Here is a 23218-nt window from a genome sequence, read left to right on the forward strand (position 1 = left end):
CGGGCGGCCCTCGCTTTGTTTCCTCGGGGCTCCGCGCCGAACCCCGGCGCCCGCTTCGCGGCCGCGCTGGTTCCGTGTGCCGTCGCGGTTGTGGACGAGGAGGAGGAGGCGGCGGCGGCCTGCTGGGCGGCACTGGAGGGGCGAGCGCGCTCGCGCCCGTACGCTGAAGCCGACCGTCGCCGGGCGGTGACCTTCGCGGATCCGCGCCACATGGCCGAGGGGCGCGTGCCGCTCCCGCCCCACGGGCGCGTTGAGGCGTGAACCAGCTCCGGCTGACCGCGCCCCCGAAGCGCCTCGTCTTGGTGGACGAGGACGAGCAGGTCAGCCAGGTCGCCCGGATCGTGAAGATGCCCATCGAAACCGCGTTCTCGCGGCTTCGCCTGGACCGCAAGCACCTCGCGCGCACGGTCGGCTCGACCCCGATCTATCGGGTCGGTATAGTCGCGGCATGGTCCGTCGCGCCGCGCCGCTCGCCCTCGACACCAGCCTCACCTCGCGAACCTGGAAAGTCGAGGATCTCATCAAGGAAATCGCCAAGGGACGGCTCACCACGCCGTTTTTTCAGCGGCCGCTCAAATGGGACGACGCCGATCGCGTCGCGCTGTTCGATAGCATTCGACGCGGATTTCCCATCGGTACGCTCCTCTTGCGTCAGCGTCCCGCCGACGGCAAACCCGCACGCCTTGGTTCGCTGGAGCTGTCGGCGCCTCAGGACGGCAACGTCTTCGAGATCGTGGATGGGCAGCAGCGGGTACATACCCTAGCGGCCGCTGCGCTATTGCCGAACGACGGCGAGCTGCGGCCGATCTATTATGATCTGGAGACGTTCACCTTCGGAGTGGTCCCGAGGAGCCGGAGGAACCACCCCGATCACTGGTTGATGGTGGCCACCGCAATCGACTCGGCCAAGCTCGTGGACTGGCTCGTAGACGTCGGCCTCCCCAAGAAGCAGCGCACCGAGGCCATCGCTGTTGGAAAGCGCCTGCGAGAGTACGACGTCCCGAGCTATATCCTCGAGACGGATGACATCGCGATCGCGCGCGAGGTCTTCCGTCGCACGAACCAGAGAGGACGCGATCTCACGGAAAGCGAGGTCTTCGATGCCTTCTTCGCCACGCGCGGGGCGCAGGGTCAGCTCAGTCTGGCCGGCGTCGGACGCGCGATCGCCAAGACGGGCTTCGGTGCGATCGACGTCGAGACCATTCGGCGCTCCGTGCTCACCATCCTGGGTAAAGATCCGCTCCGCGCCACGGCCACCGATCTCGACAAGAACGACGTCAAGAGGGTGCTCCCACAGGCTCGCGCAGCGCTGGAGCGCGCGGTCGAGATGATGCGAGGGGCCGGCTTTATGCATGTCCACATCGTGCCTTACACCCTGACATTCGTGATGCTTGCCGCCTTCTTTCACAGGTTTCCCGAGGTGCAGCCACGGACGCGCACGCTCCTTCGGCGCTGGATCTGGCGCGGCGCACTCAACGCCCAGCATCGCGGCGAACGGTCGCCGCTTCGCGCCGCGCTGCGGGCTATCCGGGACCTCGCTGAGAGCGAGGCGGCGGCGGAGTTGGCGCGGCAGGCCGCTGAGACAAAGCCTATCGTCGGGGGTGAAGGTGTTCGAAATCCGGCCCGGCTCGACTATGCCGCCCCGCGCATTCTCTGTGCCGCCATGGCGCGCCTCGATCCTGTCGACGTTCGGGACGGTACGCCGCTCGATGTGAGTCGCCTCTTCCGCGAAGAAGAAGAGCCTTTCGCGGTCCTCGCCCCGGACGTGAAAGGTCCGCTCGGCCAGAGCCTGGCCAACCGGTTGTTGCATCCGCCCGTCGAAGCCGGCGAGCTCCTCGCCGAGCTGGCCGAGCTTCCCGAGAGCGCGTGGAAGAGCCATGCGATCGACGCCTCGATCCTCGACGCCCTCGCGCGCGGCCACAATGACGAGGCGCTCGAGCGGCGTGCGACGCTGCTTGCGGAGAAGGTCGGGGCCGTGCTCGATGCGCGGGCCGAGTGGCAGCAGAATGATCGGCCTTCGATCGATGCGATCCTCGAGGGAGCGGCTGAGTGAACACGGTTCTCAACGTCCATCTCGGTCCTGTCGCCGCGGGGACGCTTGAGCTGTCTTCGTCGGGGGAGCGGATCTTCCGCTTCTCCGGTGCCTACCTCGACTTGCCGACAAGGCCGGTGCTTGGTCAATGGTTTGAAGACAAGGATCTCGATAGCCCTTTTATCGGGCGGGAGGCGCTCCCGGACTTCTTCGCCAACCTGCTGCCGCAGGGGCAATTGCGGAAATACCTTTCGGGGCGGCTCGGCCTCCGCGAACGGCAGGATTTCTACCTCCTCGGCGCGCTCGGTCGCGATCTCCCCGGCGCCGTCCGGGTGGATTTCGCTTCGCTGAACGAGATCAGCCGGCGCGCTGAGCGCGAGCGCCGGCGACAAAAGCTGCGTCCACCGGTCGACGATTGGCATTACTTCTCGCTGGCCGGCTTCCAGATCAAGTTCTCGATGAGCGACGTGGAGGGGCGGCTGACGCTGCCGTCTCGGACCGCGACCGGCCGCTACATCGTCAAGCTGCCCGACGTCGTCCGGCCCAACGTGAATCACCACGATCTCCCAGAGTCGGAGTGGTCGATGCTGGAGTGGGCGCGCCGGTCCGGGCTCGACGTCCCCGCGGCGCGGCTCGAGCCGCTCACCAACGTCCAGCTTGCCTACGACGAGCTTCCGGCTTTGAACGGTACCCGGGCGCTAGTGGTGACGCGCTTTGACCGCGACGGCGAGCGCCGGATTCATCAGGAGGACTTTGCTCAGGTCTTCGGCGTCGACCCCGACGACAAATATGCCGAGCGCAGTGCGGTCCGCCGTAAGCGCGCGCATCATTTCGAGAGCGTCGCTGCGCTACTGCACGCGGTCGACCCCGGCTGCTCGCGCGAGTTCGTCCGCCGCCTCGTGTTCATGATCTTGAGCGGGAACGAGGACGCTCACCTCAAGAACTGGGCACTCCTGTATGACGACGAGGGCGTGCGCGCCCGCCTCTCGCCCGCCTATGACCTGCTCTGCACCATCGCCTACCAGGGCAATTCGTCGCCGCGGCTCGCGCTGCGAATCGCCGGAGAGCACGACGCTCGCCAGGTCACGCGCCAGAGCTTTGCCGCCATCGCGGCAAATCTCGGTGAACGCTTCGACACCGTCGTTGCATGGATCGACGAGGACGTGGAGCGCATGCGTGCTTGCTACGCGAGCGATCGCGCGCACTGGCCGTTGCCGTCGGTCGCTCGCGAAGCCCTGGATACGCATCTCGACAGCCTCCCGCTCGCGTCGGGACGCGCCCGCTGACGCGCGGGGCGCGCTCCGCCCGACAACCAGGTTCCTGTGGGATGGCGCGGCGGTCATCCAGGAAGTCAAGCGCTCGGCCGACGAGCTGGGCAACCCCGTCGTTGACGGTCGCGCTCGCCAGCCGGCCAGGCGCCTCGCCGAGGGGCGGCTCCAGCCGCGGCAGCGTCGGCAGCAGCCGCTCGCCGACGTGGACCGCGCGGAGCCTCTGGAGAGGATCCTGGAGCCGCGTGCGCGGGGCCAGCGCTTCAGCCGACGCCGAGCCCCGAGGATCCGGCGCCGAGGATCGCGTGCCTCATGCTCATCTCCGCACATTCCGCTTATGACACTCGTCCAGCGCTCAGAGGACGCCGATCTCGGCGAGGTACGCTCTTGCGAGGTGGAGATTGTCGTTCTGGGAGGGGTGGAAGTCGCGGCGCACGTACTCGCGGGCGCCCCGGAGGAACACGCCCCTCACGATGAACCTGCGCCGCACGGGCGGGAGCTGCTCAGTCGACGTTTCGCGCGCTCCGCGCTCGCCGCGGCGGGGGAGCTCCTGGACGAGCAGCACGAGCAGGGCGGCGAGCCAGAACATCGCGAGCGTGGCCGTGGCGAGCGCGAAGCCACGCAGGCGCAGGCGATAGCTCGGGTTGACCGCCTTCAGCACGTCGAAGGCGACGGCCTTGTGCTCGATCTCCTCGGCGGCGTGCCAGAGCAGGAGCGCCCTCGCGGTCGGGTGCGCGAGGTCGAGCGTCCCCGGCTGGAGCGCTTCCTCCGCCAGCATCGCGGTGTAGTGCTCGAGCGCCGCGGTGGCCGAGAGCCGCAGCTCGGGAGAGCAGAGGCGCTCGATGCCGTCGTAGGCGATCCGCTCGTAGGCGCGGAGGAACCGGTCGATCTCGTAGCCCTGCCCGCGGAGCAGGTCGAAGAACCGCTCGTGCGCCTTCGCGTGGTGGCCCTCCTGCCCGAAGAACGCCTTCACCTGGGCGCGCAGCGCCGGGTGCTCCACGCGGTCGGCATAACGCGCGACGCTCCGGATGAAAAAGCGCTCGCCCGCGGGGAACAGCAGGTTGACGGCGTTGGCGATGTGGGTCGGCAGCGCCTGGCCCCCGAGCCAGTGGCGGGTGAGGCCCTGCTCGAACGCTACGGGCGGCTTGCGCGGCCTGAGGGGCGACTGGTCGGTGGTCATCGAGCTCTCCTTCGTCCCCATTTCTCCGGAGGTGTCCTCCAGCGCCGACGTGGTGCCGGAAGAGCCCGGCCCGGGTGCCGGTCCGTGATCATACCAGTTATTGATCCTCGGCGGCGCGGCCCTCATCGCCCTGGAGCAGCTCGCCGCACCGCCGCGGCGTAGCGGGCCATGTCGGCGGACGCGAAGCCCGCCGCCGCGTCACCGAGCAGCTGGGCCGCCGCGACCGCCTCGCCGCAAGCCGCGGCGAGCACGGATGTCCACGACGCTCCTCGATGGGCCATCGTCATCGACAAACCAGATCATGGCAATGTCCTGCTCTCCTACCAGGAGGACGCCCCCTTCAGCGTTCTCGCATGCGATCATGTGTGCAAATCCGTAATAGGCGAGTGGGGACGTGGACGGCTCGAAACGCTTGAGGTTGGTGAATGCGAGGATGGCCCATTCTGTCTCCTCACGAAGGCGATCGGCCGACAGGCGGGCATCGACCCCGGTCACCAGCTCCTCCCGGCGCGCGAGGTCGTAATGAAGCATGTCTTCAAGAATGTCATAGGCCCTCGCAGGTGTAAGCTCGCGAAGCGCGCCGGCGCAGCTTGACTGGTAGCCTAGGTGAGCGAGGTACTCAGAAAGGATTTGTTGTGTCGACAGCGGTTGCGGTGTCTCATATAAGTGCCAGTGGAAAATAAATCGATCTGCGACGTACGCGCGATCGCGCGCGAAGGAGCGCACGTACGATCGTACTGCGTGCTCGCCGTCGCTGTTTTCGATGAGTGATATCTCTCCGGCGCGATGCGGCTCGTTCATGGGCTACCAAACGCGGTTTGAATGTGCAGCTGTTCGCCCGGACCGGGTAACCTGTCCGTGATCACCGTGACCGTGCTCGACTGTATTCGGATTGGTCGGCCACCGTTGGTGGACTCAGATGGGGTGAAGGGCATTCAATGATGGAGCGCTGAGCCGGGAGCTGCCTACGCCGACGATTCGGCCACGCAGCGCGCCGTCGTCGTGAGCGTGGCATGGCTCATGCCGCTCCGGGCATGCCGAAGAAGCGATGGCCATGGTGCGTGTCGCCGGCTTCGATTGTCTCGGCCGTCCAAAGGCGATCGCTCTCGTCATCCATGGCAACTCCACCAAACCGACGAAGTATGGCTGTCGCGAACGCCTTGACGTCGTGCTCTGCTGTGTAATGACGTGATACGTCGACACAGATGCTTTGGGGCCGCTCTCCCCCGAAATGATCGAGCAGTGCTTGCGCGGTCTCGGGCTCCAGCTCGTCATAGAGATCGTCCGCGAGCTCGATGTAGAGAACTTTCTTGGCTGCGTTCGGATAGATCCATTGCCTGGCGCCAACCGTGCGTTGTGCTGTCGAGTCGAGCCATGTGAAAAGTGTCTCGTCTGGCGTCTGGGTGAACACATAAAAAGATCTCATGTTGCTATCCTTTGCTCATTGGTTCATTTGGGATCCGGTGCGATCGCTGCCATGAGCACGTCGAGGTCTTTTCTGTCCGCTGCGATGCCGCCTTGTCTTTCGATTTCCGATCGAGAGTGCTTGCCCAGGCTAGATGCGGAGTATCCGATGACTGGCTTGCCTTGCGGATTTATCTTGCAGTCGCGCCGATCCTTGACCTGACGTCCCAGCCCCTTGCCTGCGCCGCCCTTTACCTCAATGATCGCATTGTCGGTCTCGAAGTCGATCTCCAGATCTCGCCCGTCAGAGTGTTTTCGCACATGGCCGGAGCTGTATGGTCTACCTGGATACGTCTTTTCAAACGCAGCTAGCAGCTCGGGAAGCCCGGGGTCGGCGAGGCCCAGGGGATCGAGCCAGCGCAGTGGATTCCGAACGTAGGCATAAATATTGAATCCGCCGAGCAGCCCGATCGGATCGCTGCTGATGAACCTCCCCGCGTCCGGGTCGTAGTACCTGAACCTGTTGTAGCAGAGCCCCGTCTCCGCATCCTCGTACTGCCCCGGGAACCGGATCGCGGTGGTGGTCCTGGCCCCCGGCGCCGCTTCCGTCCGCCCCCACGCCTCGCGCCGGAGCTCGCAGGCCACCTCGCCGCGCTCGTCGACGAGCCGCTCCGGCGTCCCGATCGGGTCGTTGACGTAGTGGAACCACCCGCCTCCGTCGCGGTGCGCGACCGGCGCGAACCCGTCGTCCTCGAAGCAGTAGGTCTTGACCTCCACCACCGGGTCCCCCTCGGCCTGCGCCCGGCGGGCGATCTCGTGGACGAGCGCGTCGCCGTCCCACACGAACCGCGTCACCGAGCGCGGCCTGAAGGCCTGTAGCGAGCTCGCCGGCGCCTTGCCCACCCGCTTCTCGACCCGCCGGCCGAACGGATCGTACCGGAACTCGACCCGCTCGCCCTCCGGCGTGGTCACGCTCTCCAGGAGGCCCGCGACGCTCCATGTGTAGCGCCAGGCCTGCCACGCACCGGTCTCGGGGTCGTCCACCCGCTTCTCCGCGAGCCGCCCCTCCGTGTCCCACCGGTAGAGCGCATTCCCCTTGCGGACGAGCCGATTGCCGCGCTCGTACTCCCTCGGCGCCCCTCCCTGCTCGGCCTCGTGGCTATTCCCCGCTGGGTCATAGCGGAACACCTCGGCCCGCGCCTGCTCCGGCATGCGCGCGAGCAACTGCCCGACAGGGTCGTACTGATACGAAGTCCACCCCCGCCGCTGATCCCACGAGGCGCCGAGCTCGCCCACGGGATCATAGCGGTATGCCATGTCCACCGTGACGTTGTCCGGCCGCGGCCCGACCCACGCCGGCTCTCCAGGCCGCACGTGCACCTCGCGAGACAGGCCCACCGCGCGCCGCCGCTCGAGCCGGCCCAGGAGGTCATAAGCGCTCTCGACGCGCCCGCCGCCCGGCAGCGCCCGCGTGACCTCTCGCCCGAGCACGTCGCTCGCGTGGTCGACGACGACGCGCCCGTCGAGCACCGTCCGCCGCCGCGCGCCGAACAGCCCCCGCTCGACCGCCTCGCTGTGGCCGAGTGATGTTGTGCGCAGGACGCGCTCGCCCTCCCGATCATAGGCGCTCTCGATCCGGTGCTCCATGCCGTCGACGATCTGGATCTCCCGCACCACGCGTCCAGCCGCGTCGCGGTCGAGCCGGATCTCGCCCCCCGGCCACGTCACGCCGATCAACTCGCCCAGCTCGTCGTATTCCAGGCGCTCGGCCGAGCCGTCCTCGTACTCCCGGCGGATCAGCCTGCCGGCGAGGTCGTACTCGAGGAGCACCCGATCCCGCTCGCCGTGCGACCGCCGGATCAGGTCGCCCGCCGCGTCGTACTTGTAGCGGATCGCTCGCCCGTCGAACGTCACCTCCTCGAGCACCTTGCCGCTGCCGTCGCGCCGGAGCGTGTGGACCTCGCCCTTCTCGTTGCTCACCTCGACCAGCTCGCCTTCGGGGCTGTAGCCGAGGCGCACCTCGTGGCCGTTCGCGTCGCGGCGCACGCAGAGCTTGTGGTAACCGCCCCATACGAGCGACGTGACGCCGCCGTTCGTATCGACGATCTCCGTCACGTGCTGCTCGCCGTCGCAGCCGTAGCGCGTCATGGCGCCGCTCGGGTCGATCACCGCGACGAGGTCGCCTCGCGCCGACCACCGGTACCGCGTCTCCGCGCCGAAGGGGTCGATCTCGGCGGTACGCCGGCCGAGCCGGTCGTGCCGGAAGCGCCAGGTCGCGCCGCTGGCCAGCGTCACCTCGGCGCAGTTGCCTTGCGCGTCGTAGGAGAACGCCGTGCGTTCGCCGTTCGGCGAGATCTCCTCGACCACGAGCCCCCGTGCGTCGTAGCGCCTCCACGTCGCCGCGCCCGTGGGGTCGACATACAGCGTGACGTTTCCTCGCGCGTCGCGCTCGAACCGGTGGATGCCGCCCGCCGCGTCGACGATCTCGATCGGCAGGTCGTTCGCGTCGCGCTTGATTGCCGTGACGTGCCCGAGCGGGCCTGTGTACCGGACGACACTCCCGCGCTCATTGCGTTCGAACACCTCGGTTCCGCCGCGCTCGTTGCGCCGCGAGGTCATCCAGCCGTCCTCGCGGTAGGTCGCCGCTACCACCGCGCCGCCGATCACCTGCTTGTCCAGGGTGCCGTGCTCGTTGCCGTGGAAGCGCCGCGCCTGGCTGAAGTCGACGACCTCGGTGAAGCCGATATCCCAGTAGTTGACCTTGCAGTGGTGGATCCCCTTCCACCGCGTCTCCTGATCGTAAAGGTACTTCGGCCGCTCGCCGACCAGGCTCGGATCCACCTCGCCGCGGTAGTCGCCCCAGGCCTCGACGCCGCGGCGCTGGCTGTCATAGACGAAGCGCCACGTCAGCCCGTTGCGGTCGGTGTCCTCGACGAGCAGATGCCCCTCGTCATAAGCATGTCGCCACCCATGGCCGTCCGCGTCGGTCGCCGTCACGAGGTCGCCGCCGCCATCACAGGTCAACGTGCCCAGCGCGAGCCACTCGCCGGCTCCCTCGTTGACGTGCACCTCGATCGTGGTGATCCGTAGCTCGCCCGAGCTCCTGTCACGGAGCCGCAGCCGCCGCCCGGCGCTGTCCGTCACCTCGACCAGTCGGCCGTCCTTCTCGTCATAAGCCAGCGCGATGCGGTTGCCGTTGCGGTCCTCCACCGCCGTGAGCCGCGCGCTCCGGCCGCCGTCCTGCGCGCACGCGAACCGCCGCTTCACCCCGTCGCCGACGTCGAGCTGCCACCCGTCCTCGTCACGCCGCAGCCGGTAACCCCACTTGCCGAGCACCTCCTCGCCCTCGGCGGGCTTCGGCAGATCCACCGCCGTGCCCAGCCCGGTCCACACCCTGACCCGATGGCTCCGCATCTCGATCTCCCAGCCCAGGCTGTGGCCCCAGCCGTGACCGAGCCCGGCGTCGCGGTCCGCCATCGCAGAGCTGTACGACCGCTCCCAGACGAGCGGCAGCGGCCCCGGCAGCGTACAGATGGGGATCCCGTGCGTGAAGACCCGGCCGGTCACGACATCGATCGGGTGCGAGACCGTGCCGCACTCCGGATACCTGTTCGGATCCGGCGCGCTCTTGCCCCCGCCGCCCGCGCTGCTTCCCCCGCCGCCCCCGCCAGCGCCCTGGCGGCCGCTGCCGCCGCCCCCGCCAGGACCGCCGCTGCCGCCGCCCCCGCCGCCTCCTCCCAGGATGAAGACGCCGGGGTTCATGCCGGGGATCGCCGGGATGTTGGGTACGGGCGCAGTGCGGGCCATGGGAGAAGCGGTATCTGCCCCTCCAGGGCGCTTTAATGGTCTTCGGCGTCAGGGCGTCGAGCGACGAGGAGGGGGCGTGTCATCGAGGGCCGGCGGAGGTTCGCCCGCCGGCGGCGCGGGGGGCGACGGGAGCGCGGCGCGGAGCGGCGGTGGCTGCTCCGCCGGGCGGCGGCGCTGGGGAAATGGCTCAGCCGGGCGGTGCAGCCGGGGGCGGCGCCGGAGCGGCCGCGCCGGGCGGCGCGGTGTCCGGCTGCGCAGGTGGAGCGACCTGCGGCGTGGCGTCGGTGTCGTTCGACGACGCCCCGCGGCCACCGCGGCCCTTGTAGAGGGACGGCGCGATCGCGTCGACGTCGTCCTCTTTCCAGCGCAGATAGGTGACGGCGCGGCGGGTCTGGTCGTACGCGTCCACGAACAGGGTGAACGCGCGCGCCCGCTTGTCCGCGGCCTCGCTCGGGCCCGGGGCGGCGCCGTGCTCCCTCACGCCGAGGGCGGCGAGGAGCTCAGGCCCGAGCTCGCCGGCGCGCCTCACCTCTTCCTCGGTCGCGGCGGTCTTCCCCGCGATCTCGGGCCAGCTGCCGCTGAACAGCGCCGAGAGCGCGACGAGGTCGTTGGCCGTGTCCATGTGACCGTTCCCCGTCCGGATGTCGGCGACCGTCTCTGCGTCGACCAGGCCGCGGCGGGCCAGGGCCTCTGCGTCGCCGAGGAGATTCGCGCGCAGCGGCACCGCCTCCTCGACGAGCTGCTTCAGCCCGTTCTGCGCTCCTCCGCTGGACAGCCACGCCAGGTGTGCATACCAGGCGGCGAGCGCGTAGGTCTCCAGCCGATCGACCAGCCCGATATCGTGTGTCGGTAGCCGCTCGGCGATGAGGGGACGCAGCGCGAGCAGGCCGGGCAACACCCCGAGCACCTGCGAGACCGCGCGGGGGATATCGAGGTTGATCGGGAGGAGCGCGTCCCGCTCCAGCGCGTCGATCTCGGGAGCGACCTTGTCGAACGCCGCCGCCGCCTGGGGAGGTGTCGCGGGTTTCTTGGGTGCTGGCTTTTTCTTGAGCGGAGCAGAAGGCTTGGCCATGAGGGGAACACCTCTCGTTGATGTCCGACGCGGAGAGCGGAGAGCACCCTGTTGCGCTCTTTGTCCCCCCGCGCTGGATTCGATAAGAACGCCCGGCGCGCGCTGGGCGTTCAGCCTGGGATAATCATCCTGGTCATGTCGTCAACGTCGCTGGCTTGCTCTTCTGGATCGTTCGTTCCACGTTCCCCGGCGCGCGCGGTGCTCGAAGCCAGCCAGGTGCGTTCCCGGGACCAGGATCGGCGCGCCGGAGGCAGCCGGCTGCGTGGTCGAGAGCGGGATCGATGTGCTGGAGGCAGCCAGCTGCCTCTGCAGGATCGGGATCGATGCACCGGAGGCAGCCGGCTGCCTGGATGGGACCGGGATCGATGTCCCGGAGGCAGCCGGCTGTCTCTCCAGGATCGGGATCGATGCACCGGGGGGAGCCAGCTGCCTGCCCGAGGTCGGGATCGATGCGCCGGAGGCAGCCAGCTGCCTCCCCAGGATCGGGATCGATGCGCCGGAGGCAGCCAGCTGCCCGGCCGGGACCGGAATGGATGCGCCGGTGGCCTCCCAGGACCCATGGCGGCCCACGCCGCGCCGGTGACCCGATGCCTGGACGCGCTGGAGCGCCGTCCCGGAGCCTCGCGCGGGCTCTCCGCCGCGTGAGCACCTCGCCAACCGTTTCCGGATAACTCGCATGGAAGCGACGCGGGACCGAGCGAGGGCATGGCTCGCGGCGCCGGGCAGGCCTTTCGGCGTCCGGCGCGGGCGCGGAGGTACACGGTGAAGCGGAGGTCACAGGACGATCACGACAAGGCGCGTCGCGGCGAGGCGCCCCCGCCGACGACCGACCGGAACCGTCCCCCGCTGCTCGCGCCGGGCACCTGGTTCGTGCGGCGCTTCCTCGTCGAGCGGCTCCTCGGCCAGGGCGGCATGGGGGCGGTGTACGCCGTCAAGGACAAGGGGCAGATGTGGGCGCTCAAGATCGTGCGATCCGAGTTCCTCGACGACCCGGACCAGCGCCGCCGGCTGCTGCGGGAGGGCGACGTGCTCTCGCGGATGCGGCACCCGAACGTGGTCCAAGTCCACGAGGTCGGCCTCGCGGACGACCTCACTGCCTGGTACCGGATGGAGCTGCTCGACGGCGTGACGCTCCGCGAGGAGCTCCGCCGGAGGGGGGCGCTGTCGCTGCCGCTCGCGTGCGCCACGCTGCGCGCCGCGGCGCTCGGCGCCGGCCACCTGCACTCGTTCGGCGGCGTCCACCGCGACATGAAGCCGGAGAACCTCTTCATCCTGCGCGATCCGCGCGACGTGAAGGTCCTCGACTTCGGGCTCGCGCGGCTAAGCGGCACCCCGGACACGCTCGACGCGCAGACCCACGGCTCGCCGCTCTTCATGGCGCCAGAGCAGATCCGGGACGAAGTGCCGACGCCGGCGACCGACGTGTACGCGCTCGGCCTCATCGCCTACGAGGCCATCGCCGGGTTCCACCCGTTCGGCGATGCCCGCGCCGCGGGCCGGATCGACGCCCTGTTCGCCAGGCACCTCAACGACGTCCCGCCGTCGCTGTCACGGATCGGCGTGCCGGAGCCGATCTCGGAGGTGATCGCGCGGGCGATCGCCAAGGTCCCGCGCGAGCGGCACCGGGACGGGCTGGCGTTCGCCGAGGCGCTGTGGGACGCGTTCCTCGCCACCCGCGACGTGGCGAGCGCGCGCGACACGAATCCGGGCGAGCCGGAGATCTCGGAGGTCCTGCGGTGGGGCAACGAGAAGATCGCCGCAACCACGGGGCCCGCAGCGCCGGTGCGAGCGGCTCGGGGGCGCGTCGAGGGGGCCGGCGTCCCCGCGGCCGCGCCGGCGGGACCGCCGGGAGGCGCAAGGACCCGCGCGACGCCGCGCGACGCGCAGGACGGCCGCCATGAGGCCGGCGGCGATACCGATCCGGGCCAGGCGGGCGTCGGGTGGGCCATGACCGAGCGCCTGCCGGAGCGCTTGCGCGATCCCAGCTGCGTCGCCGCGCTCCCGCAGCGAGCGCCCGACCCGCCGCCGGAGCAGGCCGCGACCGCGTGGGTCCCGGTGGAGAACACCGTGCCGCTCGCGCGCGTGGCGACAGGCGCCGGGACCCCTCGCACGGTCGCGGCGCCGCCTGGCGGCGACTCGCGTGCGGGCGCGGGACGGACCGCCGCGGCGGCGGGGCCGATCGCAGCGCCCCCGGAGGTCGCGAGCGCGCGCGGCCCGGCCGGAGCGCGGCCCCGGGCGCGCGTCACCCTGCGCATGGCGGCGATCGGGCTCTCGCTGGGGGCGGTGGTGAGCTTGCTCCTCCTCGATGTCATCCTCCGGCTCCAGGGCGCCCCGCCGGCGGCGTCCGAGCCGGCGAGGACGGTCGACGCGCCCGCCTCGGCGCCGGCGCCGGAACGGCCGCCCGCCGGCATCGCGGGGGCCGCGGCACCGCAGCCGCCCGCGGCGACGGGAACCGTGGAGGGCGCGAGCGCCGCCCTTCCCGACGCGGTCCCCTCCGCGAACGCGAGCGCGGGCGCCGACGAGCCACCGGCGGCAGTCCCCGCCGGAGCTCGGGGGAGCGAACGGGGGATGGCCACGACGCCGGCGCCGGCCGTCTCGACGCCGGCGTCAGCCTCCGCGATGCCGGCATCCGTCACCTCGACGGCCGCGCCGGCCGCGGCGCCGCCGGCCGCCAAGCCGAAGCCAAGGAGGCGGGTCGTTCGAGACCCCCATTTCTATGACGATTTCCTGGAGTAGCGATCCGGCCGGGCGCCGAGGCCGGCCGGGAAACGCCGCGAGCGAGGCCCCCGGCCCGGCCTTCATGAGCGATCCGGAGAGGATCGCTGGATAACTGGAGGAGACGCGTGACGGCGCGTCCCGGCGGAGAGGTTGCCAACACCCTGGATGGTCCGAGAGAGGCTCACGATGAACACGACGTCGCGCGAATTCGATCCCGTGCTGGTGGAGGCGGTGGAGCGCGCGCTCGCGCCGTACCGGGGAAAGCTGTCCCCGGAGCTCATCGAGCACATGCGCCAGGAGGCGCTGGCGCTCATGTCGGTGCACCCCTATCCCGTCGCGCTGCTCCAGGCCCTTCAGCAGCGGCCGCCGCCCGACGAGAGCCACGAGCTCGCGCGGGGCGGCGCGCCTGCCGCGGCGGAGGGCGCGGAGCGCGGCGATCCTCGGGGCAAGGGGCGGCGCCGCGGCGGGAGCAAGCGATGAGCCGGAGCGGCACGGTGCCACCGGGACCGCTGACCCCGGAGCAGCAGGCGCTGGTGAAGGAGGCGATCGGCCTGGTCCGGGCCCGGGCGGCGGCGCTCGCGCCGCACGCGCGGCCCGAGCAGCGGGAGGAGCTCCTCGCGTACGGGTACACCGGCGCGGTGCTGGCGGCGTCGCACTTCGATCCGGCGCGCGGGGTCCGCTTCACGAGCTACGCGTACTCGTGGATCGACGGCGAGATCCGCGATGGTCTCCTCTGGGAGCGAAAGCACCGCCGGCTGCACGTCGCGGCGAGCTGGGCGGCGCGCTCGTTCGTCGCGGAGACCCCCGATCGGTTCGACGTGGCCTGGGACGACGAGGCGACGAACAGCGCCCGGCTCGCGAGGTACGCGATGCGCCTCGTCAAGGCGATGGTCCTCGGGGTGGTCGAGGCCGGGGACACCCTCGACGACACGGCGGTAGACGTGGAGGATCGGCGGCGGGCGATCGAGATCGTCCGCGGGGTATACGCCGCGCTGGGCGAGGAGGATCGCCGGCTGTACGCGCTGCGCTATGTGGAGCGGCTGCCGATGGACGACGTCGCGAAGGGGCTCGGCGTGTCGCTGTCGACGGCGCGGCGCCGTCACGACGCGCTGCTCGACCGCATGGCCGCGGCGCTCCTCGAGGGCGGCGTGACGGAGATGCCGCCGCGCGAATGAGCGCAGGGCGAGGGAAGCGATGCGCACGGACGACCCGAAGCGGCCGGTGGTGAAGCCCGGCGACGATCCCAGGCTCGACAGGATGATCGAGGACCTTCGGCACGACGGGCAGGGCGGCGATCCGTTCTATCCGGTCGCGCGGCGGTGGTTCGGCAAGGCCGCGCGCAACGCGGTCCGGCCCGCGGCGGCCGCGGCGAGCGGGGAGGGGAAGGGCGGCGTCGCCGCGACGCCGGCCGCCGCGCCCGCGGGCTCGCCGCGCCGGCGGCTGTGGGGGGCGGCGCTCCTGCTCGCGGCCATCGTGGCCGTCGGCGGCGCGATCGCGCTGTGGTCGGCGGCGCGCGCGCCGCGCGGCGGTGCGTCGGCGTCGGCGCCGGCGCGCGCTCCGTCCGCGGGCGCGGCGGCCGGCGCGCTGCCGGCGCCGCGACCGACAGCGGCGAGCAGCGCGCCGAGCGCCGCCGCATCCGTGCTCGAGCCGATGGCCGCGGGGTCGGGTTCCGCGCCGAGGGCGGCGGGGAGCGAGGGGACCGAGCGACGCGCGAGCGGCGAGGCGCCTCGCCCGTCGAGCGCGCCCGCGGCCGCCAGCGAGGGCGAAGGGCGCGGCGCGAGCAGCGGTGCGCTTGCGCCGTCGAGCGCGCCGGCGTCGGCGCCCGCGGCGCCGGCGCCCCCGAAGCGAACGGCGGATGCCGCCGCGCCTCGCCCGCCGGCCCATGTCGCAGTGCCCCAGGCCGCGCCCACCGGAGTAAGCTCCGCGCCCGCAGGGGCGCCGCGACCGGACAGCAGCGCGGGCCCGGGTCCCTTGCCACCGGAGGTGTTCTGAGATGAAGGCGAGAGCGAGGAGGGCCCGCGCGGCGGGATGGCTGGTGCTGGTCGCGGGGGCGGCGGTCGCGGCGCCGCCGGCAGCGCGCGCGCAGGGAGCGCCTGATGGCGCGCAGCCAGCGGCGGCGGGCGCGCAGGGAGCGCCGGCGGGCGCACAAGCAGCGCCCGCGAGCGCGGACGCGCAGGCGTCCCGCGACGCGGACGCGGCGTTCGCGCGGGGCAAGGAGCTGTACCGGCTCGGGAAGCTCGACGCGGCGTACGAGGCGTACCGGACGGCGTGGTCGCTGAAGCAGAGCTACGACATCGCGGCGAACCTCGCGAACACGGAGCTCCAGCGCGGGATGAAGGTCGAGGCGGCGGAGCACCTCGCGTTCTGTCTGCGGAGCTTCCCGGCCACCGGCAACTCGGCGCAGCACGAGCAGATCCGGGCGCAGTTCCGGGCCGTGCGCAAGGAGGTGGGGTCGATCGTCGTCCAGGCGAACGTGGACGGGGCCGAGGTCTCCTTCAACGGGACGGCGGTGGGGCGCACGCCGCTCCGGCACGAGGTGTTCGTGAAGCCGGGGACGATCGCGGTGGAGGCGCGGCTCGCCGGGCACGAACCGTCGCGGGTGACGCTGGAGGTCCCTGCCGGCGAGACGAACACCGCGAACCTCGTCCTGCTGCCGCCGCGGGAGCCGCCCGCGCCGCCGGCGCCATTGCCGCCGCGCGCCGAGGCGCCGGCGCCTGCGCCGCGCGAGGGGGCGGACGCGGGCGGGCCGCGCCCGGACGTGCTGATCGCGGGCGGGGCGGTCGCTGGCGCGGGCGTGATCGCGGGGGTGGTGTTCACCGTGCTCGCGAACGCGAACGCCAGCGACGCGGAAGAGCGGCGGGATGCACTGGCTCGCACGAACGCCGATTCATGTCCTCGCACCGGCGGAGCACCTGAGTGCGTCGAGCTGCGAAGAGCGTACGACGCTCGCGTCAACTTCACCAACGCCGCGTTCTTCAGCTTCGTCGGCGCTGGAACCGTCGGCGTGGGAACCCTGCTCTACGGGCTGATGACGCGGCCCTCATCGACGCAGCAGGCGCGCGTGCGGCTGACGCCGCTGGTTGGACCGAGCAATGTGGGCCTCGCCGTGAGCGGCACGCTCTGAATCAGGCGCGATGGTGCGAGGAGAGAAGAACATGCGTCGTGCTTCGTGGTGTGCATGGATGCTGGTCGCAGTAGCGATGGGCTCGGGGATCTACCTGGCCGGGTGCTTCCCGTTCCCTTTGAACTACAACTGCGAGAACACGTACACGGACTGCGTTTCCGGGGGTGGAGGCGGCGGTGGCGACGTGACCCCGGCGTGCGAAGCGGACCCGACGGAGGACGCGAGCACGGTGACGGACGAGTGCGCGGTGTTCGCGAGCGCGAGCGCGGAGCCTGACGGCGACGGGACGAAGGCGAGGCCGTACGCGTCGCTGGCGGAAGCGGTCGCTAACGCGAACGGCAAGCGGGTGCTTGCGTGCGCGAGCGGGGCGTTCGCGGAGAGCGTGACCATCGGCGCCGAGGTCGACGTGATCGGCGGCTTCGACTGCGGGGCGGAGTGGACGTGGAGCGCCGAGGCGCGGAGCGCGATCGAGGCGCCCGCGGACGAGATCGCGCTGGTGCTGTCGGAGGGCGCGAGCGGGGCGAAGGTGCGGAGCTTCGCGGTGCGCGCGGCGAACGCGACGGAGCCGGGCGGGTCGTCGATCGGGGTGGTGGTGGCGGACGTGGAGGCGGAGCTCGCGGAGGTGGAGGTGACCGCGGGCGACGGGAAGGACGGGGCCCGAGGGACGACGCCGGAAGAGGCGCCGGTGGCGGGAGCGAGCGCGGAGGCGAGGAGCGCGTCGAACGCGTGCGTGGCGGACAACGCGGTGCTGGGCGGCGCCGGGGCCGTGACGAGCTGCGAGGACGGCGAGACGGCCGGGGGGAGCGGCGGGCTGGGCGGGATCACGGCGGCGGACGAGGGCAACGGGCAGGTGGGGAAGGATGGCGGGCCGGTGCCGGAGGAGAATCCGACCGGTAAAGGCCTCGGCGGCGTCGGGGAAACGGCGTCTCAGGATTGCGAGAGAGGAAATGACGGCAAGAGCGGCGCCGCTGGCCCTCCCGGCGTCGGAGGGACCGGCGCGAGACTGGCGCTGAAGGGCCTGAGCGGCGGCGACGGCGCTCCGGGCACTATCGGCGGCCGGGGTCAAGGCGGAGGCGGAGGCGGCGGAGCGAAATCCGGGCTGTTCTGCAAGGTCGGAACGGACATCGTTGACGGCGTCGGGGCCAGCGGCGGAGGCGGCGGGGCTGGTGGCTGCGGAGGCAAGGGAGGCGGAGGCGGGCAGGCGGGCGGCTCGAGCATCGGGATCATGAGCCTGGGCAACCGGCTGAAGCTGACCGGGGTGACGATCGTGGTGGGCAAGGGCGGCAACGGAGGCGCCGGTGCGGCGGGGCAAAACGGCGCCGCTGGAGGCAATGGGGCAGCTGGGGGGCTGGCTTCGGACACGCCGCCCAGCAAAGCCGGCTGCGACGGCGGAAAGGGTGGTGCAGGCGGTCCCGGTGGTGCTGGTGGTGGCGGCCGGGGCGGCTATGCCGTAGGCGTTGCGTATGCGGTGACACCCAACGAAGCGCCGGCGGCGCAATTCACGGCCGGCACACCTGGTACTGGCGGCAACGCCGGTCCCGGCGGAGCACCGGAGAACGCCGGAGCGCCGGGGAGCGAAGGGAGCTGCTGGGACTTCGCGGGGCAGTCGCCTTGTGGAGGGTGAAGCGATGACGTCGCCGAAAGAGCTGCCGCCTTGGGCCGACCCGGTGTGGAACTCGGACACGCCGGAGGCGCGGGAGGAGCTGCTGCGGCTCCTGAGAAGGGCGCAAGCGCGCGGCTCGCTGCTGTTCCGGATAGCGCGGGGCGAGGACGTGCGGAAGGAGATTGCGCAGCTCAACGCCCAGGCGGAGGCGATGGAGGCCGTCGAGCGAGAGGTGCGCGAGGCGTGGATGAGCGCGGCGATGGTGAGAAGCGCTGGTCGAGCACGCGGATCGGCGCGGTGATCTTGGCGCTGGCGCTGCTGTGCGGCGCGGCGCTCGCGGTCGTGTGGCTGCGCTGACGCAGCGAAGCAGCGAAGCAGCGACGTAGCAACGTAGCGAAAGGGCCGCGCGCGGCGCGGCCTCACCAACCAGGGAAACGCGCGCCGCCGTGCGCGGCGCGCCTTTGGCTCGGCTCGTCTTGTCGACGAGCGCGCGAGGAGGACGATCGTGTATCCACAGCTCGCCATCGAGGCGGCGGCGCACTCGGACGTGGGGCGGCGCCGGAGCCGCAACGAGGACAGCTTCGCGGCGCTGCCGTGCCTGGGGCTCTTCATGGTGGCCGACGGCCTGGGTGGCAACGCGGCCGGAGAGGTGGCGTCGCGGATGGCCATCGAGGTGGTCAAGAGCTGCTTCGAGGAGGACGAGGACCTCGAGGACACATGGCCCTATGGCACGGGGAGTTCTCACGACCGCGATGAAGTGCGGCTGGTGCTGAGCGTGCGGCGCGCGAACCGGGCGATCTACGAGGCGAGCCAGCGGCGGGACGAGGTGCGCGGCATGGCGACGACCTTCGCGGGGGTGCTGCTCGGCGGCGGCATGGCGTACATCGCGCACGTGGGCGATTCGCGCGTCTACCGGATGCGCGAGGGGAAGCTGGAGCGGCTGACTCGGGACCATACCCTGCTGGAGGAGCTGCTGAGCGAGGGCGAAGGCGCGCTCGCAGCACTGGAGGCGCTGAGCGGCCGTGCGGACGCGGTGACGCGGGCGCTGGGGTGCGACAAGAGCGTTGAGATCGAGTCGCGGGTGGAGGCGACGAAGCCGGGCGACGTGTTCCTCGTGTGCTCGGACGGGCTGTGGGGTCCTGTGCCGGAGGCGCGGATCGAGGGGGTGCTTGGGAGGCACCGGGACCTGAGCCTTGCGGCGAGCCTGCTGGTCGACATCGCGAACGAGCACGGCGGGCCGGACAACGTGACGTGCGTGCTGGCGCGGCTGGGAGGCGGGTGACGTGCGCGGCGGCGACGTGCTGCGGCTGGAGCTGACGCTGGCGTGCGGCGAGAGGCTGCGCGTCGAGCGGGTGGCGATCCGCGAGGCGGTGTCGTCGCTCTTCGCGGTGGAGGTGGAGGCGGTGTCGCCGGAGCCGTGTGTCGATCTCGAGGGGATCGTCGGGCAGCCGGCGGCGCTGCGGATCGAGGCCGGCGAGGGGAGCGGGCTCTCCGGGGAGCGGATCTGGTCGGGCGTGTGCAGCCACGTGCGGCAGGTGCACGCGCTCGAGCTGCGCGGCGGCGAGCTCGGCGTCTCGACGTACGCGCTGACGATCGTGCCGGCGCTGTGGCGGATGTCGCTGCGCAGCGACCACCGGATCTACCAGCACCAGTCGGTGCCGGAGATCGCCGCCGAGATGCTCGACGCGTGGGGGCTCGACGCGGCGTGGCGGATCGACAAGGATGAGCACCCGCGGCTTCCGTACAAGGTGCAGTACGGTGAGACGGACCTCGACTTCTTCCATCGGCTGCTGGAGGAGGCGGGGATTGCGTACGCGCTGCTGGACGATGGGGAGCGCTCGCGGCTGGTGCTGGCCGACGCGTTGCGCCAGAGCGCGCTGCGGCGGGACGCACCGCTCGCGTACATCGACCAGCCGCTCGATGTGCGCGAGCACGCCTGGGTGACGCGCGTGGCGGTGGAGCGGTACGCGCGGGCCGACGCGGTGACGCTGCGCGACCACGATTTCGCGCGCCCGACGTGGGCGCTGGTCGGGCAGGCACGGAGCGCGGGCTGCACCGACGCGCGCACCGAGCGGTACCGCTACCAGCCGGGCGCCTGCGCCGTCGAGCGCGACGGCGCGGCATCGCACGACGACCGTCACGCGGCGAGGCTCGCGGCGCGGGCGCTGGAGGCGGAGCATACGGGGGCGTGCTCGATCTCGTTCCAGAGCAATGTGCTCGACCTGCGATCTGGCACGGTCTTCGCGGTGGAGGGCCACCCGAGGCCGGAGCTCGACCCGCGGGTGGGGCTGCTGGTGACGTTGCTGTCGATCGAGGGCAGCCTGCGCGGCGGCTGGTCGGTGAGCGGGACGGCGGTGCCGGCGTCGGCGCCGTACCGGCCGGCGCGGGGCATGCCGAAGCCGACGGTGCACGGGATGCAAAGTGGCGTGGTGGTCGGCCCGCCCGGCGAGGAGATCCACACCGACGCGCACGGGCGGGTGCGGGTGCAATTCCCGTGGGACCGCATCGGCGGGCACGATGAGCACAGCTCGTGCTGGCTGCGTGTGGGCCAGGGCTGGGCGGGCGCGGGTTACGGGCTCTTCGCGCTGCCGCGCGTGGGGCAAGAGGTGCTGGTCGCCTTCTTGGAGGGCGACCCCGACCAGCCGGTGGTGGTGGGGCGCGTCTCGAATGCGCTCAATCCGGTGCCGCTGAAGCTGCCGGAGGAGCGGACGCAGAGCCTGTGGCGCAGCGCGTCGTCGCCGGGCGGCGGAGGCTTCAACGAGCTGCGCTTCGAGGACCGGAAGGGCGCCGAGCTGGTGTCGCTGCGCGCTGAGCGGCAGCTGCGCACGGAGGTGGGGCGCGACGAGGCGCTCGTGGTCCGGGGGAGCCGCGCGAAGAACGTCGGCGGCGACGAGAGCGCGCGGACCGAAGGGCGCGCCGTGGCGTATGTGGGCAAGGACGCACACGTCACTGTGGAGGGGGAGCTTCGCGAGCGGATCGGCGGTGTGCGGTCGCTCACGGTGGACGGTGACCGGCAGGAGCGGGTCGGCGGGGTGGCGGCGCTGGAGGCGGGCGGGACGATCCACCTGAAGGCTGGCGGCGCGATCGTGATCGAGGCGGGCGATGTGACGCTGCGCGGTCCAGGGGGCTTCGTGCGGATCGACGCCAGCGGGGTGTCCATCGACGGCAGTGCTGTGAAGATCCAGCAGGGAGGCGCGCCCGGCGGAGCGCCAGCGGCGCGGCCGGCGCTGCCCGTGCTGCCGCCGGGCGCTCCGGTACGGGCGGATCCTGTGCGGCTGCCGCTGCTCGGCTTCGCGGGCGGCCTGCCGCCGATGCAAGCGGGGGGCCTCGGCGGCGGGGGCGGACCGCTCACGCCGGAGGAGGGCGCGGTGTGTGGCTTTATCTGCCGGTGCAAGGAGGAGCGGCTGCGGCAGCGATGCGTGACCCAGCACATCCGGGCGCTCGAGGATGCCTCAGCGCACACGAGCCCGCTCAAGGCCGAGGTGCCCTACGACATGAGCAAGCGGCCGCCAGAGCCCATCATGAGTAAGAACGACCCGCGGCGAGCGACGCGGAGCAGCCCGAAGGGGAGCAGGATACCGGACGTGGTGGTGGTGAAGGACGGTACGAAGCCGCCGACCCAGGACAACATCAAGGAGGTGATCGAGATCAAGTTCCCTCCGGATGAGCTCAAGGAAGAGCAGGAATTGGCATATGAGGCGATAGCCGGCAAAGCCCGGTTTGAAGTGCTCGGACCCGATCGGTGCGGCTGTCCGCGCCAGAAGCCGCAGCCGCAGGAGATGACGGCCGGTGACGTGGCGGAAGTGGCGGCGCTGACGCTGCTCGTGATAGCGCTGGTGCTGGATGATGCCGTGCCAGGGGCGCAGGCCGATGACGTGGCCATTCCGCCTGCGGTCGCCCGGATCCTCGGCAAGCTCGCGCCGCTTCTCCGGGGTCCTGTGGTTGTTCCATGATGGAGGAGATGATGTCGGACGAAACGAAAGAGATGATGGAGGTGCTGGATGAGCACCTGGTGGTCAAGGACGACGAGGGGCGCCCGGTTCTGCAAGTCGCGCTCCTGGCGACGCTGTACTTCGAGGACGCGTACAAGCGGGAGGTGCGCGAGGCGGTTGTCTCGTGTTGTGAAGACTACTTCCGGCGCTGTGGTCCTCATCTCCGCTGGGCGCTGCACCCGGAAAAGCGGTTGATGGAACCGTATGGCAAGGGGAAAGGGTCGTACCCTCGCGCGTGGCTCTTGGGGTTCGGTGAAGACGAGAGCTTCTCGCTCATTTATCACGGAGCGGAGTACGACCGAGGCGCGAGCTCTTTCCTTGCGCATGCGCTGGGCAACGAGAAGCGGCCATTCGTCGAGCTCGGATTCTTCCGGATAGCATTCCCGTTGCTCTGGTTTGCGGATTCGTCGGAATCGTTTCCGCGGGTGATGCTTGAGTTGTGCCGGAAGCTGAAGCCGGTGAGCGGTTATGGAGGCATCGGCGTGGTCGAGTCTGCTGATAGCACCATTAAGAGCAGGCACGCACCTGTTGTCTATAACTGGGCCCAGCGGTTTCCTGGCCTTGAGGCGGACTACCCTACAAGTCACTCCATCTGGCTTCTTCAGGGCAGAGGCGGGGAGGCAGGGATCAAAGGTGTCAATTGGCTCACGGTGCTGGGGGAGCGGTGGGTCGTGGAGATGGGGGGTGTGGACAAGATCGAGGCTGACTTGGGCGCGTTGGATCGGCGATTCGTTGTCCTGCGGTTCGAGGGAGGCATCCTGATCCAGGCGGGCCCGCGTCCGCAGCTTGGCGACGCTGGCCGTAACGTCTGGCCGGAGCTGTACGTCAAGCTGTCGAAGTACCTCAAGCCGATTCGCATCACGGAGCACCGGCCCTTCCAGTATGGAGGCCCGGGGCTCCGCTTCGATCTGGACCGCAGCGAGGCGTGGCTCCGCCGTTTCGACGACCGCTGAGCGCGAAGGAGAGATCCAGATGAGGACCACGACCGCGCAGTCTTCGCGCCTCTCCAGGGCGATGC

Annotated in this window: 17 protein-coding genes; 11 read left to right on the forward strand and 6 right to left on the reverse strand. The window is 70.9% G+C overall.

Annotation, left to right across the window (positions count from 1 at the left end; all coding sequences use genetic code 11):
* Positions 1–448: 448 nt before the first annotated feature.
* Both WMF19_RS13675 and WMF19_RS13680 read left to right on the forward strand, forming a co-directional pair.
* Positions 449–2053: a DUF262 domain-containing protein gene (locus WMF19_RS13675; protein WP_437899515.1), complete on the forward strand. Its 1605-nt coding sequence runs from the start codon at positions 449–451 to the stop codon at positions 2051–2053.
* A complete protein-coding gene (locus WMF19_RS13680) occupies positions 2050–3318 on the forward strand; it encodes a type II toxin-antitoxin system HipA family toxin (RefSeq protein WP_437899516.1) in 1269 nt (422 codons plus the stop codon). Before WMF19_RS13675 ends, WMF19_RS13680 begins: the two co-directional genes overlap by 4 nt.
* A gap of 337 nt (positions 3319–3655) precedes the next feature.
* On the opposite strand, the gene WMF19_RS13685 is transcribed toward WMF19_RS13680, so the two are convergent.
* From WMF19_RS13685 to WMF19_RS13705, 5 genes are all read right to left on the reverse strand, one after another.
* The gene (locus WMF19_RS13685) at positions 3656–4480 is read right to left on the reverse strand and encodes a metal-dependent hydrolase (RefSeq protein ID WP_437899517.1); all 825 of its coding nucleotides are present in this window, start codon (positions 4478–4480) and stop codon (positions 3656–3658) included.
* Between the two features lie 198 nt (positions 4481–4678).
* Entirely contained in the window at positions 4679–5281 is a 603-nt protein-coding gene (locus tag WMF19_RS13690) for a hypothetical protein (RefSeq protein ID WP_437899518.1), read from the reverse strand.
* Positions 5282–5498: 217 nt separating this feature from the next.
* Complete coding sequence (locus tag WMF19_RS13695; RefSeq protein WP_437899519.1) at positions 5499–5906, reverse strand: hypothetical protein; 408 nt, start codon at positions 5904–5906, stop codon at positions 5499–5501.
* Positions 5907–5929: 23 nt separating this feature from the next.
* Positions 5930–9691, reverse strand: a complete 3762-nt coding sequence (locus WMF19_RS13700; protein ID WP_437899520.1) for an RHS repeat-associated core domain-containing protein — start codon at positions 9689–9691, stop codon at positions 5930–5932.
* Between the two features lie 187 nt (positions 9692–9878).
* Positions 9879–10763, reverse strand: a complete 885-nt coding sequence (locus WMF19_RS13705) for a hypothetical protein (RefSeq protein ID WP_437899521.1) — start codon at positions 10761–10763, stop codon at positions 9879–9881.
* A 762-nt stretch (positions 10764–11525) separates the two neighbouring features.
* On the opposite strand from WMF19_RS13705, the gene WMF19_RS13710 reads away from it, so the two are divergent.
* The 3 genes from WMF19_RS13710 to WMF19_RS13720 all read left to right on the forward strand — a co-directional run bounded on the left by WMF19_RS13710 (position 11526) and on the right by WMF19_RS13720 (position 14656).
* Entirely contained in the window at positions 11526–13499 is a 1974-nt protein-coding gene (locus WMF19_RS13710) for a protein kinase domain-containing protein (RefSeq protein WP_437899522.1), read from the forward strand.
* A gap of 168 nt (positions 13500–13667) precedes the next feature.
* The gene (locus WMF19_RS13715; RefSeq protein WP_437899523.1) at positions 13668–13961 is read left to right on the forward strand and encodes a hypothetical protein; all 294 of its coding nucleotides are present in this window, start codon (positions 13668–13670) and stop codon (positions 13959–13961) included.
* A complete protein-coding gene (locus WMF19_RS13720) occupies positions 13958–14656 on the forward strand; it encodes a sigma-70 family RNA polymerase sigma factor (RefSeq protein WP_437899524.1) in 699 nt (232 codons plus the stop codon). The genes WMF19_RS13715 and WMF19_RS13720 overlap by 4 nt, the downstream gene beginning before the upstream one ends.
* A gap of 126 nt (positions 14657–14782) precedes the next feature.
* Here the strand turns inward: WMF19_RS13720 and WMF19_RS13725 are convergent, their stop codons facing one another.
* The gene (locus tag WMF19_RS13725; RefSeq protein WP_437899525.1) at positions 14783–15391 is read right to left on the reverse strand and encodes a hypothetical protein; all 609 of its coding nucleotides are present in this window, start codon (positions 15389–15391) and stop codon (positions 14783–14785) included.
* 83 nt (positions 15392–15474) lie between these two features.
* Here WMF19_RS13725 and WMF19_RS13730 point away from each other — a divergent pair, with 83 nt between their 5' ends.
* The 6 genes from WMF19_RS13730 (at position 15475) to WMF19_RS13755 (ending at position 23153) form a co-directional block, all read left to right on the forward strand.
* Entirely contained in the window at positions 15475–16605 is a 1131-nt protein-coding gene (locus WMF19_RS13730) for a PEGA domain-containing protein (RefSeq protein WP_437899526.1), read from the forward strand.
* A 58-nt stretch (positions 16606–16663) separates the two neighbouring features.
* Positions 16664–18229, forward strand: a complete 1566-nt coding sequence (locus WMF19_RS13735) for a hypothetical protein (protein ID WP_437899527.1) — start codon at positions 16664–16666, stop codon at positions 18227–18229.
* A 4-nt stretch (positions 18230–18233) separates the two neighbouring features.
* On the forward strand, positions 18234–18509 hold the full coding sequence (locus WMF19_RS13740; protein ID WP_437899529.1) for a hypothetical protein: 276 nt from the start codon (positions 18234–18236) through the stop codon (positions 18507–18509).
* Positions 18510–18713: 204 nt separating this feature from the next.
* Positions 18714–19490 (forward strand): PP2C family protein-serine/threonine phosphatase, encoded by a 777-nt coding sequence (locus tag WMF19_RS13745; protein WP_437899530.1) that lies wholly within the window; start codon positions 18714–18716, stop codon positions 19488–19490.
* Position 19491: 1 nt separating this feature from the next.
* Complete coding sequence (gene tssI / locus WMF19_RS13750; RefSeq protein WP_437899531.1) at positions 19492–22161, forward strand: type VI secretion system tip protein TssI/VgrG; 2670 nt, start codon at positions 19492–19494, stop codon at positions 22159–22161.
* Positions 22158–23153 (forward strand): type VI immunity family protein, encoded by a 996-nt coding sequence (locus WMF19_RS13755; protein WP_437899532.1) that lies wholly within the window; start codon positions 22158–22160, stop codon positions 23151–23153. Before tssI ends, WMF19_RS13755 begins: the two co-directional genes overlap by 4 nt.
* The last annotated feature ends 65 nt before the right edge of the window (positions 23154–23218 follow it).

It is taken from the genome of Sorangium sp. So ce124 (assembly GCF_051525235.1).
Classification (GTDB): Bacteria; Myxococcota_A; Polyangia; order Polyangiales; family Polyangiaceae; genus Sorangium; species Sorangium atrum.

Excerpts from the sequence above, each read along its gene's own strand:
- WMF19_RS13675 (WP_437899515.1), top strand. The coding sequence starts at position 449 with ATGGTCCGTCGCGCCGCGCCGCTCGCCCTCGACACCAGCCTCACCTCG.
- WMF19_RS13685 (WP_437899517.1), bottom strand. The coding sequence starts at position 4,480 with ATGACCACCGACCAGTCGCCCCTCAGGCCGCGCAAGCCGCCCGTAGCG.
- WMF19_RS13690 (WP_437899518.1), bottom strand. The coding sequence starts at position 5,281 with ATGAACGAGCCGCATCGCGCCGGAGAGATATCACTCATCGAAAACAGC.
- WMF19_RS13695 (WP_437899519.1), bottom strand. The coding sequence starts at position 5,906 with ATGAGATCTTTTTATGTGTTCACCCAGACGCCAGACGAGACACTTTTC.
- WMF19_RS13700 (WP_437899520.1), bottom strand. The coding sequence starts at position 9,691 with ATGGCCCGCACTGCGCCCGTACCCAACATCCCGGCGATCCCCGGCATG.
- WMF19_RS13705 (WP_437899521.1), bottom strand. The coding sequence starts at position 10,763 with ATGGCCAAGCCTTCTGCTCCGCTCAAGAAAAAGCCAGCACCCAAGAAA.
- WMF19_RS13715 (WP_437899523.1), top strand. The coding sequence starts at position 13,668 with ATGAACACGACGTCGCGCGAATTCGATCCCGTGCTGGTGGAGGCGGTG.
- WMF19_RS13720 (WP_437899524.1), top strand. The coding sequence starts at position 13,958 with ATGAGCCGGAGCGGCACGGTGCCACCGGGACCGCTGACCCCGGAGCAG.
- WMF19_RS13730 (WP_437899526.1), top strand. The coding sequence starts at position 15,475 with ATGAAGGCGAGAGCGAGGAGGGCCCGCGCGGCGGGATGGCTGGTGCTG.
- WMF19_RS13735 (WP_437899527.1), top strand. The coding sequence starts at position 16,664 with ATGCTGGTCGCAGTAGCGATGGGCTCGGGGATCTACCTGGCCGGGTGC.
- WMF19_RS13740 (WP_437899529.1), top strand. The coding sequence starts at position 18,234 with ATGACGTCGCCGAAAGAGCTGCCGCCTTGGGCCGACCCGGTGTGGAAC.
- WMF19_RS13755 (WP_437899532.1), top strand. The coding sequence starts at position 22,158 with ATGATGGAGGAGATGATGTCGGACGAAACGAAAGAGATGATGGAGGTG.